This is a genomic window from Shewanella sp. KT0246 (assembly GCF_019654955.1).
In the GTDB taxonomy this organism is placed as follows: domain Bacteria; phylum Pseudomonadota; class Gammaproteobacteria; order Enterobacterales; family Shewanellaceae; genus Shewanella; species Shewanella goraebulensis.
On record NZ_BPEV01000017.1, the window covers coordinates 57,102 to 76,245 of the forward strand.

At 39.9% G+C, this 19,144-nt stretch carries 21 protein-coding genes; 12 read left to right on the forward strand and 9 right to left on the reverse strand.

What is annotated here, in order from left to right:
- Nucleotides 1-256 precede the first annotated feature (256 nt).
- Both fusA and K5Q58_RS21255 read left to right on the forward strand, forming a co-directional pair.
- Nucleotides 257-2,296, forward strand: a complete 2,040-nt coding sequence (gene fusA, locus K5Q58_RS10245; protein WP_220753831.1) for an elongation factor G — start codon at nt 257-259, stop codon at nt 2,294-2,296.
- A 168-nt stretch (nt 2,297-2,464) separates the two neighbouring features.
- Nucleotides 2,465-3,322 (forward strand): 4'-phosphopantetheinyl transferase superfamily protein, encoded by an 858-nt coding sequence (locus K5Q58_RS21255; protein WP_308443230.1) that lies wholly within the window; start codon nt 2,465-2,467, stop codon nt 3,320-3,322.
- Between the two features lie 23 nt (nt 3,323-3,345).
- Here K5Q58_RS21255 and K5Q58_RS10255 read toward each other — a convergent pair whose 3' ends face one another.
- On the reverse strand, nt 3,346-5,331 hold the full coding sequence (locus K5Q58_RS10255; RefSeq protein ID WP_220753832.1) for an alkyl/aryl-sulfatase: 1,986 nt from the start codon (nt 5,329-5,331) through the stop codon (nt 3,346-3,348).
- A 159-nt stretch (nt 5,332-5,490) separates the two neighbouring features.
- Here K5Q58_RS10255 and K5Q58_RS10260 point away from each other — a divergent pair, with 159 nt between their 5' ends.
- Nucleotides 5,491-6,474, forward strand: a complete 984-nt coding sequence (locus tag K5Q58_RS10260; protein ID WP_220753833.1) for a LysR family transcriptional regulator — start codon at nt 5,491-5,493, stop codon at nt 6,472-6,474.
- Between the two features lie 107 nt (nt 6,475-6,581).
- Here K5Q58_RS10260 and K5Q58_RS10265 read toward each other — a convergent pair whose 3' ends face one another.
- Together K5Q58_RS10265 and queF are read right to left on the reverse strand one after the other, a co-directional pair.
- Entirely contained in the window at nt 6,582-7,220 is a 639-nt protein-coding gene (locus K5Q58_RS10265) for a pseudouridine synthase (protein ID WP_220753834.1), read from the reverse strand.
- A gap of 105 nt (nt 7,221-7,325) precedes the next feature.
- Nucleotides 7,326-8,180, reverse strand: a complete 855-nt coding sequence (gene queF, locus K5Q58_RS10270; protein ID WP_220753835.1) for an NADPH-dependent 7-cyano-7-deazaguanine reductase QueF — start codon at nt 8,178-8,180, stop codon at nt 7,326-7,328.
- A 59-nt stretch (nt 8,181-8,239) separates the two neighbouring features.
- On the opposite strand from queF, the gene syd reads away from it, so the two are divergent.
- Nucleotides 8,240-8,890 carry a SecY-interacting protein gene (syd, locus tag K5Q58_RS10275; protein ID WP_220753836.1) on the forward strand — a complete coding sequence of 217 codons (651 nt, stop codon included), beginning with the start codon at nt 8,240-8,242 and terminating at the stop codon, nt 8,888-8,890.
- Between the two features lie 108 nt (nt 8,891-8,998).
- Here syd and K5Q58_RS10280 read toward each other — a convergent pair whose 3' ends face one another.
- Both K5Q58_RS10280 and K5Q58_RS10285 read right to left on the reverse strand, forming a co-directional pair.
- A complete protein-coding gene (locus K5Q58_RS10280; protein ID WP_220753837.1) occupies nt 8,999-9,772 on the reverse strand; it encodes a Zn-ribbon-containing protein in 774 nt (257 codons plus the stop codon).
- Between the two features lie 123 nt (nt 9,773-9,895).
- Nucleotides 9,896-10,231, reverse strand: a complete 336-nt coding sequence (locus K5Q58_RS10285; protein WP_220753838.1) for a hypothetical protein — start codon at nt 10,229-10,231, stop codon at nt 9,896-9,898.
- Nucleotides 10,232-10,425: 194 nt separating this feature from the next.
- Between K5Q58_RS10285 and K5Q58_RS10290 the strand changes: the two genes are divergently transcribed.
- Entirely contained in the window at nt 10,426-10,812 is a 387-nt protein-coding gene (locus K5Q58_RS10290) for a DUF3192 domain-containing protein (protein WP_220753839.1), read from the forward strand.
- A 3-nt stretch (nt 10,813-10,815) separates the two neighbouring features.
- Here the strand turns inward: K5Q58_RS10290 and K5Q58_RS10295 are convergent, their stop codons facing one another.
- Nucleotides 10,816-11,046: a DUF2789 domain-containing protein gene (locus tag K5Q58_RS10295; RefSeq protein ID WP_220753840.1), complete on the reverse strand. Its 231-nt coding sequence runs from the start codon at nt 11,044-11,046 to the stop codon at nt 10,816-10,818.
- A 130-nt stretch (nt 11,047-11,176) separates the two neighbouring features.
- On the opposite strand from K5Q58_RS10295, the gene K5Q58_RS10300 reads away from it, so the two are divergent.
- The 3 genes from K5Q58_RS10300 (at nt 11,177) to K5Q58_RS21140 (ending at nt 13,481) form a co-directional block, all read left to right on the forward strand.
- Nucleotides 11,177-11,806: a GNAT family N-acetyltransferase gene (locus tag K5Q58_RS10300; RefSeq protein WP_220753841.1), complete on the forward strand. Its 630-nt coding sequence runs from the start codon at nt 11,177-11,179 to the stop codon at nt 11,804-11,806.
- A gap of 14 nt (nt 11,807-11,820) precedes the next feature.
- Nucleotides 11,821-12,144 carry a DUF962 domain-containing protein gene (locus K5Q58_RS10305; protein ID WP_220753842.1) on the forward strand — a complete coding sequence of 108 codons (324 nt, stop codon included), beginning with the start codon at nt 11,821-11,823 and terminating at the stop codon, nt 12,142-12,144.
- Nucleotides 12,145-13,349: 1,205 nt separating this feature from the next.
- Nucleotides 13,350-13,481 carry a hypothetical protein gene (locus K5Q58_RS21140; protein ID WP_259651311.1) on the forward strand — a complete coding sequence of 44 codons (132 nt, stop codon included), beginning with the start codon at nt 13,350-13,352 and terminating at the stop codon, nt 13,479-13,481.
- A 449-nt stretch (nt 13,482-13,930) separates the two neighbouring features.
- On the opposite strand, the gene K5Q58_RS10310 is transcribed toward K5Q58_RS21140, so the two are convergent.
- Together K5Q58_RS10310 and K5Q58_RS10315 are read right to left on the reverse strand one after the other, a co-directional pair.
- The gene (locus K5Q58_RS10310) at nt 13,931-14,317 is read right to left on the reverse strand and encodes a DUF3301 domain-containing protein (RefSeq protein WP_220753843.1); all 387 of its coding nucleotides are present in this window, start codon (nt 14,315-14,317) and stop codon (nt 13,931-13,933) included.
- Entirely contained in the window at nt 14,314-15,339 is a 1,026-nt protein-coding gene (locus tag K5Q58_RS10315; protein WP_220753844.1) for a DUF3549 family protein, read from the reverse strand. The genes K5Q58_RS10310 and K5Q58_RS10315 overlap by 4 nt, the downstream gene beginning before the upstream one ends.
- Nucleotides 15,340-15,458: 119 nt before the next feature.
- Between K5Q58_RS10315 and K5Q58_RS10320 the strand changes: the two genes are divergently transcribed.
- A complete protein-coding gene (locus K5Q58_RS10320; protein ID WP_220753845.1) occupies nt 15,459-15,776 on the forward strand; it encodes a YqcC family protein in 318 nt (105 codons plus the stop codon).
- 12 nt (nt 15,777-15,788) lie between these two features.
- Nucleotides 15,789-16,667: a tRNA pseudouridine(65) synthase TruC gene (gene truC / locus K5Q58_RS10325; protein WP_220753846.1), complete on the forward strand. Its 879-nt coding sequence runs from the start codon at nt 15,789-15,791 to the stop codon at nt 16,665-16,667.
- 188 nt (nt 16,668-16,855) lie between these two features.
- Here the strand turns inward: truC and K5Q58_RS10330 are convergent, their stop codons facing one another.
- Nucleotides 16,856-17,038, reverse strand: a complete 183-nt coding sequence (locus K5Q58_RS10330; protein ID WP_220753847.1) for a hypothetical protein — start codon at nt 17,036-17,038, stop codon at nt 16,856-16,858.
- Between the two features lie 158 nt (nt 17,039-17,196).
- Here K5Q58_RS10330 and K5Q58_RS10335 point away from each other — a divergent pair, with 158 nt between their 5' ends.
- A complete protein-coding gene (locus K5Q58_RS10335) occupies nt 17,197-17,658 on the forward strand; it encodes a flavodoxin (protein ID WP_220753848.1) in 462 nt (153 codons plus the stop codon).
- Entirely contained in the window at nt 17,613-19,082 is a 1,470-nt protein-coding gene (locus K5Q58_RS10340; RefSeq protein WP_220753849.1) for a PTS transporter subunit EIIC, read from the forward strand. The genes K5Q58_RS10335 and K5Q58_RS10340 overlap by 46 nt, the downstream gene beginning before the upstream one ends.
- Nucleotides 19,083-19,144 lie beyond the last annotated feature (62 nt).

Genomic DNA, 19,144 nt, shown 5'->3' on the forward strand with positions numbered 1-19,144 from the left:
GCAGAGTACCTGAGGTTTCGGGTCGATACAATCACCCGAAACTAATTAATCACTGATTCGACCAGAACGAGCTAACACTTGTAAGCTGAATGGGTGATTTTGTTATAAAAAACGTTGCGGGTGTAAAGAGTGATCTGAGTCAATTATTCAACATTGTTACCGATCTATACTGAATTTATGGGTGTTTTATCTCCAACTGTAAACATAGTAAGACAAAGATATGGATAGTTTAATAATGTGAACAAAGGAGGCCATCATGGCTGAGTTTACCACTGAGCAAATCCGCAATCTGGCAGTGCTCGGACACACAGGCGCAGGTAAGTCCTCGTTATTAGAGGCGTTACTGTTTAGTGCCGATGCTATTAGCGCTAAAGGCAGGGTCGATAAGGGCACAAATCACGCAGATTTCACTGCCCAAGAAAAATCTCACCGACACAGTTTAGAACCTTCATTTTTAAACCTTGATTACCAATTCCACCACATCAACTTCATCGATACTCCCGGGTTACCTGACTTTTTTGGTCGTGCACTATTACCGCTACCAGGTGTTGAGTCTGTATTGCTGGTGGTTAATGCCAGTGTAGGTATTGAATCTGTCACTAAACGAGCCTTTGAGGCAGCCCGTAGCCAAGGTAAAGCTGTAATCATTGCGATTAATCACATGGATGGTAATGAAGCTAAAGTGTCTGATGTGATGATGGATATTCAACATCAGTTTGGCCACCGGTGCTTGCCGGTAAATCTGCCTAATGTCACCGCTGATGGTCAAGTCGATGATGTGGTTGACTGCTACTTACATTGTGATGAAACCTTCAATACTTTGTTTAGTCATGCCGCAACAGCAAGAGACGAACTGGTTGATACTGTGCTTGAAGAAGATGAAGCCTTAATGGAGCTTTATTTAGAACAAGGCGAGTCACTGACGCCTGAGCAATTACACGCACCATTAGAAACAGCACTAAGAATGGGCCATTTGGTACCAGTGTGCTTTACCAGTGCAGAACAAGATATCGGTATTAGCTCTCTGTTAGAAGTGCTGATAAAGCTAATGCCTAGCCCGCTTGAAGCAAATCCACCACAATTTATTAAAGGTTTCGGTGAGGATGCGAAGCCCATCGACGTGACTCAAAAAGCCACAGACCATGTATTAGCCCATGTATTTAGAGTGGCGATTGATCCTTTCTTCGGGCGAATGGGCGTTTTTCGTTTATACCAAGGAAAGATTACTGTTGGGATGAAGTTGTTTATTGGTAGTGGTCGTAAGCCCTTCAAAGTATCACATTTGATGAAGCTTCAAGGTGATAAACAAATTAATGTCAATCAAGCTTTGCCGGGGGATATTTGTGCTATCGCCAAACTTGAAGAACTATCAGTTGGCGCAGTGCTGCACGATAGTCATGACGAAGATGAATTCCATTTACCAGAGCTTAAATTCCCGCAACCTATTTTTGGATTGGCAGTGTCTGCTAAACGCCGTGGTGATGAACAGAAAATATCAGAAGTATTAAATAAGCTGGTGGCGGAAGATCCGAGTTTACACATCAGCCGCAATGAAGCTGAAGGGCAAACGGTACTGCAAGGTCAAGGTGATTTGCATCTGCAAATTGCCTTAGAAAAAGCGCAAAACCTATTTAATGTTGATATGGAAACCGATACGCCAGCAGTGGCTTATCGTGAAACTATTATGGGTGAGGCGGAATATCGCTATCGCCACAAAAAACAGTCTGGCGGTTCTGGTCAATTTGGTGAGGTTGAATTAAAAGTTGAACCATTAGCTCGCGGTCAGGGGTTTGAGTTTGTTTCTAAAGTGGTGGGAGGTTCAGTTCCGAGCCAATACATTCCTGCAGTTGAAAAGGGCGTGCGCGAAGCCATGTTAGTGGGTGAATTAGGCGGGTACCCACTTCAAGATGTCAAAGTGACTGTGCTTGATGGCAAACACCACAGTGTCGACTCGAAAGAAATTGCTTTTGTGATGGCAGGAAAAAAAGCCTTTATGGAAGCGGTGAAATTAGCCCAGCCGGTGATTTTAGAGCCGATTGTTGATATGCAAATACATGTTGCTCAAAGCCATGTGGGTGAAATCACAGGTGATATTAGCTCATCACGAGGCATTGTGTGTGGAACGCAAGCCAACAGCAAGGGCGGCGTTGAGGTTAGTGTCGAAGCGCCTTTAGCAAACGTGAGTAATTATTCTACTCGGCTTAAGTCAATGACAGGTGGCGAAGGTCAATTTTCAATGCACTTTAGCCGGTACGATGTATTACCGAAAAAAGCTGTAAAGGAATTGGCTGAATAAACTTTAAATAAGTGATACAACCTTAGAATAAAGGGTTGGGTTTAGCTTTACTAACTCAGCCCTTTTTAACTCGTCAACTCCAATCGTTTTACTCAATTAACTTGTTTATTGAATTAGTCACCTAAAACAAGCGACAATAGTCCATTGTCATTTTTGTGTGAGCAGAGTTTGAAACCTTCAACCATTCAATTATTTTTCTGTCCTTTAAACATTGATTTATTAGATGAACTTAGTACATCTACTGTGCGTTCATGGCTACCAGAAAATGAAGTCAAAAAGGTGGATCGCTTTATTCAGCAAACAGCTAGAGATCAAGGGTTGATGGTACGAGGCTATTTGCGCGCCGTATTATCTCACTTTGCAGATATTGAGCCGCAACAATGGCAGTTTGAATACGGTGAAAAAGGTAAGCCTAGGCTATCTGATGATCAGTTTTCGCAGACGGGGTTGCACTTTAACCTCAGTCATAGTGGGGACTGGCTGTTAATTGGAGTCGTAAAAACCAATGGTACGACTGAACAGCAAAAAGAGTTTGAATTCGGAGTGGATATTGAACGACGCCGTGAAAGCACTAATATTCATTCTATTTTGAATCATTACTTTTCGCCGCCTGAAGAAAGCGCATTACTGGCATTGCCAGAAGATAAGCATAGAGAACGATTTTTCGATTTATGGGCACTTAAAGAGTCATACATAAAAGCCAAAGGCTTAGGACTTTCGTTATCGCTTAAGTCATTCGCTTTTAATTTATCTTCGCCAAGTTATAAAGAGTTGTTAGTTGGCGATGAGACAATAACAATTCAGCAGAATATCCTGTTAAGTCTGCTTGCCTCTGATAAGTCTGATGCTGATGAAGTGAGATTTGAAACCGCGCCACAATGGCAGTGCTATTTAGGCCAACTTAATGAATTATACCGATTTGCAGTTAGTGTTGGTGAAGCACAGTGTAGCTCACGCAAAGTAAAATCAGAATTTACCCTACAAGCTCAAAAAATCAGTTGGTCTGAACTGTTACAAACCAACTGATCGCTACAACTATTTCAGTAGAATTATTTCAGTGGAACTATTTCAAAGTCAGGTTTAAATTGCACCAGTGTTGATGCTATTTTCGCGAAGGCTTGTTTATCGCCTTCCATATTTGCAGCACCTTTTTCTATCAAGGTTTTCATGTTGGCTTTACCCAACAAAATACCGACAACATCAGCTTTATTAATCCTAAGCGTGGCATCGGCTTTTTTCGGTGCATCAACAGTAATATTACTTAAATTACCGTTACTCAATTCAACAAATAAAGTGTCTGTTTGATTACCGTTATGAGTCACTACATTTAAAGTGATATTACCAAGTTCAGCAGCTTTTATACTATCAACTTTAACCGCAAGGAAATCGAACAAGGTCGACATATCCATTTCGCTGATAACATCTGCTGATGCTGATTTTGGGGCGCCAGGCTTGATCCCCATTCGCAGTTCTTGAGCGCCAGTTAAATAAATATTGCGCCAACCCGCGCCTTCTGCCTGATACCCCATTTGCTCATAGGTGTCAGCCAGTAATTCCCTTGCTTCAGCATGTTGTGGCTCCGCCATGACCACTTTGTTAAGCGCAGTAGCGACAAAGCGATATTCGCCTTGGTTAAAGTCTTGTTTTGATTTTTGCACTACATTGTCAGCGCCGCCCATATATTCAACAAACTTTGTGGCTTCTGCTTTGGTCGTTAATGGATTTAAATTAGCTGGGTTCATATCAAAATAACCCAAGTACATGTTGTAAACCGCTTTTGCGTTATGGCTATATGTACCGTGATAACCATTGGTATACCATTCGTCTTGAACGTTTTGAGGTATGGTTTTCATGATAGCGTCGCCGATATCTTGAATTACCACGCCATTATTGGCTAAGCGCATTGACTGGTTATGGACTAAACCATAATTATCACGTTGCATGCGCAGGTAATGATTAATTTGTTTATTGCCCCAAACAGGCGCTGAATGTGAAGCAAATAAAACGTTTACCTCTTCACCGAAGGCGTTGATCATCTCGTTAATGTCTTTAGACCATTTCAAAGAATCACGCACTTTAGCGCCCCTTAAAGTATAGACATTGTGCATACCATCATAGGTCAATTCACCCGACCATAATGCCTTCATTGATGGGATATAAGTGACCATCTCACTGGCCGCTTCTGTACCAGAGGCATCCATAAATACCATTTCAAGGCCATCAATGGTTAATGTCTCCCATTTACCTTTATGGTTGAGTTCATAATCAGGTTTCACGTAGGTGATTTCACCTTTTGATAAACCTTTAGCTAGTGCAGCATCAACAATGCCATGATCATGTTTGCCAAGAGAAACACCATATTGATAGGCTGCGCGGCGACTCATTACATTGCCCGCCAAGACATTCTCATCGACAATTTCAGAGGTGATATTGTTAGAACCGTATACTTTCACATCAGGATAAAGCGCTTGCACGCCTCGCGCTCCACCAAAGTGATCTGCATGACTATGAGAGTAAATCATCGCGACAATGGGTAAATTGTTACCTTCGGGTAAATTGGCAAAGGCAAACTTTAATGACTGCTGCACCGCTTCTTTAGTCAGTAGCACGTCGTATGCAATCCAGCCTGTTTTACCACGAATTAGGGTTAGGTTAGATAAGTCAGTACCGCGAACTTGGTAAATGCCGTCGGTGACTTTATATAGTCCATTAGGCACCATATTAAGTTGTGCTTGGCGATATAATGATGGATTAACTGAGTCGGGTAACTCTTCACTGATAAAGCTAAATTCAGCTCTTAATATTTTTGCGGTGGCTTCATCAAATGATGCAATTTTATTTTTACTGAATCGCTCAAAAGCCGCTTTATCATCAAAATTTAAGGTTTTTGCCACTGCCTTATTATGCGCTGCAGTAATAGGGGTTGCGGGCTTACCATGGTAATCAACTGTGATGTGGTCATGTTCATGTTGAGCAGCAAAAGCTTGGGTGGTAAACGTTAAAGTAATCGCTAAACCAAGTAATGTTTTTCTCATGTGAGCCTCGGGTAGTTATCTTTATAAGTATTGTTGTTAAATCTAGGTTAACAACAATACTTATAAAGATAACTATAGCTAACAATGGTTATTACATTTATTGTATGAATGTATTGGTTGAATATTACATCGTTTGAGTATCAGATTAAGGGAATGCATTTGAAGCCATTATCAGAGCAGTTGCAAACGGAACCTCTAGCGTTAGCGAAAGAGCAACAAGTTCGACATAAATTAGATCTTAACCTTGTTAGAGTGTTTTGCTGCGTATGTGACTACCAATCCATTACGCTTGCGGCGGAGCATCTTTGTTTAACACAATCTTCTGTGAGCAATGCCATTAATCGTTTTAAAATTCTGGTAGGTGCAGAAGTTTTTGTTAGGCAAGGGAGGGGAATTGCGTTAACGGCTTTAGGTCAACACTTACATCAAACCTTGAGCCCTTCTCTAATTGATATAGAACAGTGTATTAACAGTGTTAAAGTATTTGATCCTTCAAAGTCGAAGAGAGTTTTTCATGTGAGTGCGAATGAGTCGATAATTGATTTAATCGAAGCGGACATAGAAAAAGCTGTGGCTGATAAAGGGGTTGAAATCATTTTTACTGAGGCGATAATCGAACAAGAGAACTTGTATCAAGCGTTGAAAAAACAGCAAATTGATTTGGCTTTAGACATTGTTCCGCCAACTGAGGCCGCTTTTTCGAGTCTACAAATCGCCACTGAAAAGTTGGTTTGTGTAGCAAGGGCTAACCACCCACAATTTAAGCATGGTATAGACGAAGCCTCTTATTTTGCTGCGAAACATTTATTCTATCGCTTACATAGACACAACCAGCGGGTTGCAGAAATCATTTCAACTGATCATTTACCTGAGCGACACATGTATGGTGAGAAATCTTCGCTTCTAACTATGTTATCAGGGGTGAGTAAGTCCGATGCAATTTGTATTGCGCCTTATACCTACGCCAAAAGTTACCAAGCAACCTTTGATTTAACCTTGATGGACTTACCATTCGAAAGTCAGTTGATTTCGATTTACAGTATTTGGCCAACTCGCAATCAGCAAGACCCTGCGACTATCTGGCTTCGGAAGTTAATTGAGACTACGATGGAAAAAGTGTATTTGGCCAGCTCTGATAGCTAGCTTTAAGAACTAATTAAAACTGCTAACTCAAGCCGCTAATTTTAGTAACTAAATATAAAAACTTGCTCTTAAAGTTCGAAAGCAAGCCATTATATGGTAGATTTTCATTAGCTTTCTTTGGGTTGATTTCTAAGTGCTGCATCAAAATTACAAAGTGAAATAACATCGCCTGATTGCATATCATCAATATGAATATTACCGATTCTGACTCTTACTAACCTTAATGTGGCAAAACCTACTGCCGCAGTCATTTTCCTAATCTGGCGGTTTTTTCCTTCACATAAGGTGATTGATATCCAGCTTGTAGGTCCATGTCTTGGGTCGCGAATTTTTTTACCGCGTGAGGGAAGCATTGGCTCTGCGTTTAGCTTGAATGCTTTACAGGGCAGAGTGAGATATTTTGTGCCATTAATGCCAATCTCAACTCCGTTTTGTAATAGTGATACCGCCTTGTCATCGATATCGCCATCGACTTGCACGTAATACTCTTTCTCTATGCCTTTGCTTCTTACTTTATGGCTCATCATGCCATCTGTTGTGAGTAACAGTAGCCCTTCAGAGTCATGATCTAGGCGACCAATTGCCATGGTTTTATCTGGGAAGTCATAGAGTTCTGCCAGCAGATGTTTTTTCTTACGTGTTTCGGGCACAAACTGACTTAAAAAACCAAACGGTTTAAAGATTTTGAAGTGCTGGTGGCAGAGTTCATCAGTAAGTTGCGGTTTACAGGTTAGATTTGTTGGCATTACTCGAACTCTTATATTTATCTATAAAATGAAACCTGAAAACTAAAAAGTAATAAAGCCAGCAAGAGCAGGCTTTATTGTTGGTGGCATTCAGTACTAACACTATTACTGTCTTGCTAAGCGATGGGTCTCTGGAGGTTGCTCAAAGTCACTTCTAAATGGGTTAATATCTAAGCCGCCACGACGGGTATATCGGGCATAAACCGTTAATTTAGTACAATTACAGTAACGCTTTAAGTCAGTAAAAATACGTTCAACACATTGCTCGTGGAATTCGTTATGCTGACGGAAAGAAATCAAATAGCGTAGTAGTTTTTCATGATCAATCTTTGGCCCTTGATAACGGACCATTACGCTACCCCAATCAGGTTGAGACGTGATCAGGCAATTTGATTTGAGTAAATTTGACGTTAAGGTTTCGACGACATTTTTATCTTCAGTACTATCTTGAAGGTACTCAGGGTTAAACTCGTAGTCGCTCACTTCAATATCAAGCTCGTCAATGCAATTGCCTGGCAGTTCAACAATACGCTGGTTGTTAAAATGCTTTGGCTCAATCACTTTGACTGTCACAGTGCCGTTAGCGCATTTGCTTAAATCAGTCGTTAAAGTCTGTTGCACTTGTTCTACACTATCAAATCGCGTTTGATTAAAGCTGTTGAGATACAGCTTAAACGATTTTGATTCGATTAAATTATCACTTTCAATAGCAAGGTAAACTTCAATAATTGCGACCATAGGTTTGCCTTTAGCATTAAGCCAAGACAATTCATAACCCGTCCAGATGTCCGCCCCTTGAAAAGGTAAGGTATCTGTTAATTCAATAGCATCACGATTAAGTTTACGAGGTACCCCTTGCAGCAGTGAAGCATCATATTCTGCTTGATATTGCGTAGTTTGACCTAAAGTGAGTCCTTTAAGTGCATCTGCATCACTATAGGGGTCGTGATTGTGTGTCATCTAGTCTGTTTCCGTGTCAAAATAGACTTTTATTATAACCCAAAACTGGAGCATCTTAAGTGTCTTGTTCAACTTCATTGGATCATTTTTCTAGCTGTTATATTCAAGCTTATCAGGATGTATTAGGCGAGTACCCCCGTTATTTCCCACTTGGGCAAGGATCCGCCTGTATTGAAGGTAAGTATGATCTTGAATCAGATGATGCTGTATTTTGGAAAGCGGTAAAACGTAAAAACAGTTCAGATTTCAGTAATGTAGAACACGCATTAGAAATTAAACTTCATCAAGATATTAATGCTTTTTATGGTGAGTATTTTTCAGCGCCTTTATATTTTGATTCTTCTTGGGGAGAGGGTGAGTTACTGCAAGTCTGGAATCAGCAAGACTATGAATCTTTGCAACAAAATGTGATTGGTCACTTGATGATGAAGAAAAAGCTTAAGCAAGAGCCAACCTGGTTTGTTGGTGTTTTAGGCGATGGCGATCAAATGCTTACTGTAGATAATGAAAATGGCAGCGTGTGGATTGAAATTCCAGGTGATAGACCAAAAGAAAAACTTGCTGATAGTTTAGCTGAATTCATTGATGCATTAACACCAAGAGTTATGCCGCCAGTTGAGCCCATTGTTGAAGATAATTATGTTGCTCATCCTGGAATTTGGCAGCGGATGAAAATGATGTGGAATGATTTAGTGAAAGGTAAAAAATAGCCCTTCGTTTTGAATCTAAAAAAGCCAGACCTTGTCTATCAGGTCTGGCTTTTTAATTTTCATTTAAATGGCAATAACAAGTAAACCTATTATGAAACCATTGAACTGTTACTGATGATCCCATGAGATGTTGGATACGATTCTGCAAGGCTCACATCTAAAATGAAACATATCTAACAGTGGTTCATCTAAACGCCACTCCTTTGAGCCGCAACGCGGGCAAGCGCGTTCTTTTTCAATCGCAAGACTTTCACCGCCGACTCGGTAAAGATAATAGTAGGTTGGAATTTTAGTAATAAACTCCACTCTGCCGCGAATATCCCAACCACGTCTGAATAAGTCACTTTTATGGCTGGTTATCTCATTTAGTGTAGCAAACTCAGCTTGTGTTGCTGCGGCCATTTGCAGTTCATCACATGCTTGCCACTCAGTCTGCCAACGGATAACTCGCTTATGATCGCCATTAAAAGTGGCTGGAATTTGATACAGCGGTATAGGGAGTAAGTTATCTCCACTTCTTAATGGCGAGCACATATGTACGAAGCTGGTATAAAGCACCTGCCAACTTGGTGCTTCTTCATTACTTTGTTCAGAATTAATGTCTTGGCCAATGTACTTCTCACGTGGTGCAAGTAACTTAGCTTCAGTCAATTGCAGTAAAGCTTGTTTCGTCCATGGGCTGTTATGGCGACTCGATAAGCTAGTTTTTTCCGGCATTAATAATCGAACTTTAAATTCGCCTTCGTTGAAAGCTACAGCAAACTCTCTTCCCAATATTTGACCGTTTGCTCGTAAAGATTCGAGGTAGTGGTTAATGGCTTTTTCGGCTGCGGTGATGGTGGTATCTGCAAAACATTCAAATCTTAGCTCTGTGACAAACATGGGGGTTCCGTTTAGCTTTTTGGGTTATAAGCGAGATGCGCCTGCGTTATTAGACAATGAATAATTGTGCTAGTGGTCAATCCTGCAAATGATCAATAGCACTAACGATGGTTGTTCATCTTTCTACGCTTTGTTTTCAAGTTGGGTAATGCGCTTTTCCAATAACGAGATTTTGCTTTCAAATTCGGTTTTCATTTGCTGCATTTGAGTCAGTAGTTTTTGTTCTATGAGCTGTGTATCTGTGTTTGCTGCAGGCTTATTTGACTCAAGTGCATCACCTAAGTCGGGCAGAGTTTGCCATTGGTCTTTAGGAATGGCTTTAAATTGTTGTAATCCTTGGATAAGCAAAGGCATAGGAACTTTACCGCCTAACTTGCCTTTAACTAATGCCATTGTGGGCGTGTGACCATTCATTGCAATGGTTTTAGCCGCTGCGAGGACTTGTTCGATTGGGCTCATAATTGGTGAAAATCCTCATTATTGATTAGTGAAAATACTCAATTAGTTATTGCTGATTAATAAAAGTTAATAAAATCAGTGATGTAAAAATTGGCACACTTTTAGCTTATTGATAACTGACAACATTATAACGTATCTCAAAAACAGTTTGAGTAGAAATTACGTGAGAATCATTTTAATAATAAGGAAGTATCATGAAAGCAAAATTGGGTTTAGCATTTTTAATGGCAGCAACTAGCCTTTCATTAAGTGGTTGTGTATTTCATGTAGGTGGTAGTGAAGGTAAGCACAGTGATTCTTATTGGGAAACACAGCAACAAACTAACAGAGCCAATTTATCAAAACTCACTATGGGTATGGCGCGAGATCAAGTCACTATATTGATGGGAACTGCTGATTTCAGTGAGGCATACGTTACTCAAGCAGACGCTGAAAGTCCGAAAAAAGAAGTTAACGTACTCTTTTATCGAACTCAGTGGAGTAAAGGCGACGGCAAGACCACTAAAGATGAATGCACCCCAGTGGTCATTAGTGACAATAAATTAGTTGGTTGGGGCGACACTGCATATCAAAAAATTTAATCTTTACTGACGTAAAAGCACGTCCAGTTGGTCGATTAATTCTGACCACTGGGCGTCTTCAGCCAAACTCTCTTCTAAAAAAGCTTTTTGAGCATGATTCCAAAAATCAGCATCGATTATCTTAGTATTGCCAGTAATAGTATGTTGCGAAAGAAACTGTTTTATTGCTGATTGTGACGAATCCAGTCCAAGCTGTTCAAACAAGTGAGAAAGCGTCGCAGAAGTCGTGTCCATATTGTTCACCAATTAAAGTTGAATTTGGTTGCTAAGCCAAGTTTAAGCGTAGGTGACAGCGTTAAAATTGCAATATGTTTCAAACTTGTTAAGTTGTAACTATTAACTTGGCTTAGTAAAGAGTGTAAACATGGAACAGAACACGTTAGAAAAGCATAAAGCTGTTTATTTAACCGCAGAAGATTTACGCGTTGCAGCGTCAATAATTTATAACGCCTACCATGATGATCCTTTCTTTATTGAAGCTTTAGCAACCACCAATCAAGCGAGTTATGAGCAAAAGCTGCGAGCTGCAATTCGTGAAGAACTAACTGAGCTTTGGCAACAAGAGCAACCATTGATTGGTTGGTTTGATGATGAAAGGCTGATTGGAGTCGCCTGTGTGATCACTCATCAAGTGCCATTAGGTGAAAGCCGATATTGGCATTGGCGTTTAAAAATGGTGCTGGGCACCGGTTGGAATTCTACTCAAGCTTTAATTAAAAAAGAGCATAGCATTTTAGAAAGTTTGCCGAGTAAGCAATACGGTATTTTGCAGTTTATTGCTTTATCCCCGATTGAACAGAGTAAAGGTAATGGCTCTAAGTTAATACAAGCAGTATTAAGTTGGTGTGATGAACAGCCGGAATTAGACGGTATTGGCGTATTTGTTAATAATGCAAAGCATGCTGAATTATTTACTCGAGAAGGTTTTAATCATTTATCTGAACTGGCAATTGGCAGTGTTGATGGTGAAATTTTAATTTATCCAAGTAAGTAAAGCGAGATAAGGTAATGAGTGACAAAAAATATCAAGATTTCAAATCATTTTATCCTTTCTATTTATCTCAGCATCAAGACCCGACATGCAGAAGACTGCACTATGTCGGCAGTGGCTTAATCATTGGGTTAATCATCTTCACGCTGATTAATCAGCAATGGTGGCAATTACTGTTATTGCCCGTTATTGGATATGGTTTTGCATGGGTAGGTCACTTTGTGTTTGAAAAAAATAGGCCTGCTACTTTTGAGTATCCATTATATAGCTTACTGGCGGACTGGGTGATGTTTGCGCAAATGTTAAAAAAACGACTTAACTTGGGTTCTTCGTCAAGCTAACTGTTACTTTTACTTGTAAGACTTATCTCACAATGGTGTAGGTTTTCGTGTGTTAGAGACTATCATATTTCTCTTTGATTTCTATTTATTTGCATTTAAACAATAACTTATGTTTCTTGGTTGATTATTCGTTTGTGAATTATTTGTTTCATCACGTTTTTGACTCATTTCGACCCCATCTATTGATTACAATGTACTCATTAAGCAATCAGTTAAATAATGTTGTGAGCTACAGGAAGTAATCACAATAAAGTTATTAAACGAGTTAACTAACTAAATGCAGTTAAAGTGAATATTATTGCTTAAAGTGGATAATGATATTTATCTTGAAGTTCAGGATAAGTAACACTCAATTCAGGATGAAGCTAGGACACGCTCAAGGAATGGGCATGAGCTCAGTTAATGATTAACTGAAATAAGGATGACCCTCATCAGGATGATGAAGGATTGCAGGAAGCACATACCAGGATGGTATATCTAGGAGCAAGATTTTCAGTCAAACGGATAGACTGATTCAAAGGAATGAAAACTCAAGTACTGCTTAATATGAGCAATACAAGGAAATTGAGTGCTAAAGGATAAATGGAGCAGGGAGCATAGATAGTCGCATGGATGGAGCAGGGAGCACAATTTAGCAGGAAAGCTAACAAAGAGTAAAATGAGCGCAATCTTGTTTATAAGGTTGCGCTTTTTTATGCATAATTCAAATCAATATTTATGCGTTCAACGGTGCAATTCAGCTATGCAAATGTTAAATATGTGAATCACCCAAAAGGCTTATCTTCTCTCTTTTCCATTGGTCTTGTGAGACATGTCTCACAAGCAATGTGAGATTAAGCGCTTTTAACTGAGGCGCTTTAGGCTGTTCTGTTTTAAGTTGTTGTATAATATTGGTTTATTTAAGTTACCCCTAAAGCTGTTTGTTGTTTGGGTGTTAAATTGGTGTTTGATGCATATTTATTTACTCACATATCGATTAAAATAAGTCACAAGGAAGCAAATAAACACAGGATGTGTTTTAGCAGAGTGAAGTTAGTCTGCAGCTTATTAGGATTTTAGCGAGTGGCTGTAACAAAAGATTATTGCAATAGTTTGTTGTGATGGCTCGCCAAGGATAAACCTTAGTTATTGTTGTTGCTCATCAGGATGATGACTATAAACACTTTAATTAGGTAGACGATAAAGCCTCGTTAAGGATAACGACAGTGTTAAAGGATGACACTGACATCAGCAATGATGAATTACTTTATGGTGAAATGGATTTTAAATTTGGACATCAATTAAATGGATTTGCGCTGTTATGGATAACAGTGATTGCGATGGATGCAATAGATTGAATCATGGATGTCATGGAAGAAAACCAAGGATGAATTAAAGGACACGCTTAAGGATTTGAGCAGGCTCGGTCAAAGGATAATCGAGTAAGAGGGACAGTACTTAATTGTACATGGAACATCAAGGATCGAATACGGATAGCGCACGGAGCAAGTTAGACGCATGGATGGTGCAGGGAGCACAGAAATAGCTGGATGGCTTAACAAAAGTACAAGAGACCGCGACGATTTATTATTGCCGCGGTCTTTCTTTTGCTTAAATAAAGTTAATAAGCTTGAATTTCCTATTTAAAATATTCGCCTTTAAACAAAGCCAATAAAAAACGCCATCAAGAGTAATGCTCTTAATGACGTTTAATAGTTTGCTTAACTTGGCAGTATCAACTGAATCAAGTTAACGGTTAAGTATCTGTATTCATTACTTGAAACTCACCCCAATAAATACACAGGTATTAACGACATTTACCTGAGTTGCAACTTGATGCTCCGCCACAACCACCGAACTTACCTTTTGCCGTGGGTGCATCCATCCATTCAGGCTCTGGAAAGATTGGCCAGTTAATCTTCTCTATTTTTTTGCTGTGCATATTAATATGACCGCGATATTGATTCATACCGTCAGTGCTGAATTCAAACATAAATTTTGCACGCCAGCATAAGCCTGTTGAACCGCCTATGCTGGGCCGAGCAGACTCCATAGCAATAGCAAGCAACTGTACTTTTTGATTGGCACATGATCTTTCAGCATATCGACGACTGATTTCAGCCATTTGACGTAACTGCCAAAAAAACGCTGCTACAACCACAACAGCGACGATTAAAATAAAATCTGACATCATTGGCTAACGGCCCTAAATAACCCGCCGATGGCGGAAGAAAGTTTTTCACTACGATCAGCGCTTCTTAAATCTAGAAGCAGCGAATCTCGTAGGCTTGGAATAGCTACGATATCAGCAAAAACTTGATTAAAGAAGTTTTGTGGTTGGTTGGCTAACACTTCAAGATAAAGTTTGCGGGTTGCATCATCTTTTAATGCTGTCCAACTTCTTGCTGCAATAGTGATTAATAAGTTTTCATCAAGTTGCTGATAATTTACTAACTGTTTAATCGCTTTTTGTGTCAACTCTGGCTGAGAAGCCAATGCTCTAAGGTAGATATGTTTATGTTCAATTTCTGCGGCAGACAACTTATCGAATAAGGTTTCGGCTAACGGGTTTGAAATCGTAACGTGCTCTAAACATTGGCAAATTGCTGCCTGTACTTCTAATGGCGCAAGTGAAATTGCTGCATTGATATTCTTATCATGATCGAACTTATCCAAGCGAACACATACATCAGCAATACCCTGTAAACCCAGTTGCTGCCAGCAGTCATTATCGGCATTAGTTTCGTTTAGATTTGAAAAATACTGCGCTGCATATTCGTATTGCGCTGACGCTTGCTGGCTTAATTGTTTTTTCACCAGGGCATTAAATAAAGCGAGTTTTTCCTGGCTAGGCTTGAAGCTGAACGGATGGTTTGCATAACGTTCTTGTTCTTCATCTGATAAGGCTTTGGTCGGATCGCGGCCTAACGCTTCAAGAATCATTTTAATAAACTGACTACGTTGAGCTGGAGAAAGTAAACCTTGCTCATCAAGAGGCAGCTTTAAAAACCAAATAAATGGTGGCTGATCTTCGCGCCAAAACACAATAGCAAATTGGGCATGGCCTTGAATTGGAAAAGGATAAGGGGTATTCAATGCTTCAATTTGGTTGAATAACACTGGATCAATGTTTTCAACTCTACGGCCTAAATCATAAACCTGAAATTGAGTGTTAGCGGTGTCTAGGAATTGGCTTAAGGTTTCAAGTTGTGTCATGGGAGCTTATTTATCGCGATAATCTTGCCGCTATTATAGGGTTAACTGCCGTCTGATGATATGATTAGTCGCACAAACAATAGTGATTATTCAAACCGTTTAAGCGAAAACCTGCCGTTATGCCTCATATTCAAACCGCTCAATTTTTAAATCAGTTAGAACAACAACTCAAGCAAAGTGCTTTATGGTCCGAAAATGCACCAAGCGATTTTGCTCTAACTAGTACAGCGCCATTTGCCTGTGACACACTACGTTTTGAACAATGGCTGCAGTTTATATTCATTCCTAAGATGAGTCAGATGATAGCTCAAGGCTTGCCATTGCCGACACAAATCTCTTTAACACCAATGGCTGAGCGAGCATGGATAAATCATAAAGACCTTACCAAATTAGCGACTTTGCTAGAGCAGATAGATGACTTTTTAACACGTCAGTAAAAGGTAAATACAATGACTGAAGAGAAATATATCAGCCCATTTGCTGAAGATGAGTATTTCGATACTAATGAAGTTGATGCCAACAGTACTGATAGTGAGATTAATTCAGCTGATGTGGATGGAAGCGATGAAATCGCCCCCGAGCTTGAAATTTTGTTTGAAGATGAGCATATCGTAGCAATCCATAAACCTGCGGGGTTATTGGTTCATCGCTCTTATTTAGCAAGAAAGGAACGTTTTTTTGCGATGCAACTGACGCGTGATTTAGTCGGCTGTCATGTATTTCCTGTTCACCGCTTAGATAGACCTACATCAGGTGTACTTGTTTTCGCTAAAAGCAGTGAAGTCGCGCGAGATTTATGTCAGCAGTTTGAACAGCATCAAATTGAAAAAACATACCTCGCATTAGTACGCGGCAATATGCACGAAGCTGCGAGACTTGATTATGCGCTTAAAGTAGAACTTGACGATGTGGCGGATAAGAAATCACGTAAGGATAAACCTGCTCAAGATGCAGTAACGGATTATGCTCCGCTTTTAAATGCTGAAATTCCTTTTAGTTCAGGAAGATACCCTTCAAGTCGTTTTTGTTTAATTAAGTTATCTCCGCAAACAGGGCGTAAACATCAGTTACGTCGCCATATGGCACATTTACGCCACCCTATTATTGGTGACACTACCCATGGTGACGGTAAACAGAATAAGTTTTTCCGATCTCACTTTGAGGTTAATCGTTTGTGGTTAATAGCAAAGTCGATTCGATTTACTCATCCAGTGACCAAGCAATTAATGCATATTGAGGCTGAACTAGAACAAGAGTGGCTGACTATATTTGAACAATTTGGTTGGCAGGAAGAGCTTGATAATGCCAGTACGATAGACATTGCTTAACTGAGTCATGCTGTAAAAAGTGTGAATTTGAGCGAAAATAAAGAGATATCTATTTAGGTATCTCTTTTTTATAGCTGTTTAAAAACATTCAAACCGACGATACAGCTATCTGCGAAGATATGACTATCGATGATACCTTTACCGATGACTATTACCGACGACTATTAGCTACAATAACGCGGTAGATATTAACTGGCTTTTAGCGGTGCTTTGGTATGTGCTAATAAAACTGATTTAAGTTTTTCAAACTCTTCAATTTTAGCTAGGGGTTCACTGGTATCTTGTTGTTCACAACGAAAATAGAAATTACGTCTAATGTGGGCTGATTTATGTTGCAGTTTAAACAATCTGTGCCTGTTGGCCTGACGCATAACAGTAACCTTAACGATTGGGTAAGTTATTACTTTTGTTTGTATTTCATACTTGCAGCCTAGCATTAGAATACAGTATGGTGAAGTTATCAACCTCATAAAGCAGCAGTACTGCTAAATGAATTATAGAAGTCAGTTAACTTAAAGAGAAGTATATCATGGAAAAAGTTAATTTAGTGTTCGGCACGGTATATGGTAGTGCGCAATTTGTTGCCGAAACACTGAACGATAAAATTGCCGAATTAGAATATTCAGTTAACTTACTGCAACCTACAGATCTCGCTGGCTATGTCCCAAGTGAAGATGAGCTACTGATTATAGTCACGTCTACAACCGGTCAAGGCGATTTACCTGATGATATCGCCCAATGGTTTGCTGAACTTAAATCTGTGGCGCCATACTTACCTAAATTACAATACAGTATCATTGGACTTGGTGATTCAAGTTACGAAACATTTTGTGGCGCAGCTAAACAGTTTAATGAATTATTTATTGAACTTGGCGCTAAAAGCATCACCGAAATGTTAGAGATTGATGCATGTGAAACCATGGAACCTGAAACTGAAGCGACACAATGGATACCAGCTTGGCACGCAGCGGTTCAATCTCTCGCCAGTTAAGAAGGCTTAGCCAGCAATGGTTTAAATTTGCCCAGCGCCTTAGTCAGGCGCTGCTTATTCCTATTGCGATTTTACCGGCTGCCGGCGTCATGCTCGGCTTATCATTTAACCCCTTACCATTTATCCCTCCTGAACTTGCTACCGTTTTTTTGGCAGTGGGTAACCTCATTTTTACCATGATGCCGTTATTGTTTGCGATAGCTATCGCTATAGGCTTTTGTAAAGATCAAGGTATAGCTGCATTCGTTGCAGTATTTGGTTTTGGCGTCTTCATTTCTAGTTTGGGAGCGTTCACTGCTATTTACGACTTAAACTCGCGACCAATATGGGGGCTTGAAACCATAGATACAGGGATAGCGGGTGGTATATTAGTCGGAGGGTTAACCTGTTTTGTGGTTAGGTTAAGTCAGGATGTAAAATTGCCCGCCATGTTGTCATTTTTTGAGGGGCAACGAAGTGCGGCGCTCATCATCATTCCATTCGCCATTGCTTTGGCTTTTGTACTTGCCCATATTTGGCCTACGTTCGCTTATTACATTGATTCATTATCCCTTTGGGCGGTATACCAAGATCCTGCAATAGCCTTTGGGGTTTATGGCACGATTGAGCGTTTTTTAATTCCACTAGGTTTACATCATATTTGGAACGCGCCTTTCTATCTTGAAGTCGGTCAATACTTTCATGAAGGTAAAGTGGTGCGTGGGGAAATAGCGAGGTACCTTGCAGGCGATCCTTTAGCTGGAAATTTAGCTGGCGGTTATTTAATTAAAATGTGGGGATTACCTGCAGCCGCTTTGGCGATTTGGCGCTGCGCTGATAAGTCAGAGCAAAACCGGGTCGCAGGTATTATGTTATCGGCTGCTGCAACAAGTTGGCTTACAGGTATCACTGAGCCCATTGAATTTGCGTTTATGTTTGTTGCGCCTGTTTTGTTTGTTATTCATGCAATTTTAACAGGGCTTGCTTATACCATCTGTATTTTACTTGATGTTAACCATAGTGTGGTTTTTTCCCATGGATTAATTGATTTTAGTCTGCTGTTTGCTCAATCAAGTAATACCAGTTGGTTTTGGTTTCTAGGGCCATTAACCGCTTTTATCTATTACCTAATTTTTAGAGTAAGCATTTTAGCGTTTAATTTAAAAACGCCAGGCCGTTTGGAGTCAGATGAAGAAGGTAATAAAGAAAGCTTAAGGTCGATGATAAGTGCTTTAGGTGGGCCTGAAAATATCGTTGAGCTCAATGCCTGCTTAACTCGGTTAAGGATTGCGGTGGTAGATCCCAAGCTGGTAGATAAGCCTAGATTAATGAGACTAGGAGCAAAAGGGGTGATAAAAGTAGGCAAGGGTGTCCAAGTGGTATTTGGCACTAAAGCTGAAAGCCTCAGAAAACTGTTACAGAAGTACCTAGATACTCGTATTTAACCTTATTTACTTAACCTTCCTAAAGTTACTTAACCTTCCTAATTTAAGCAAACTGCTTATTT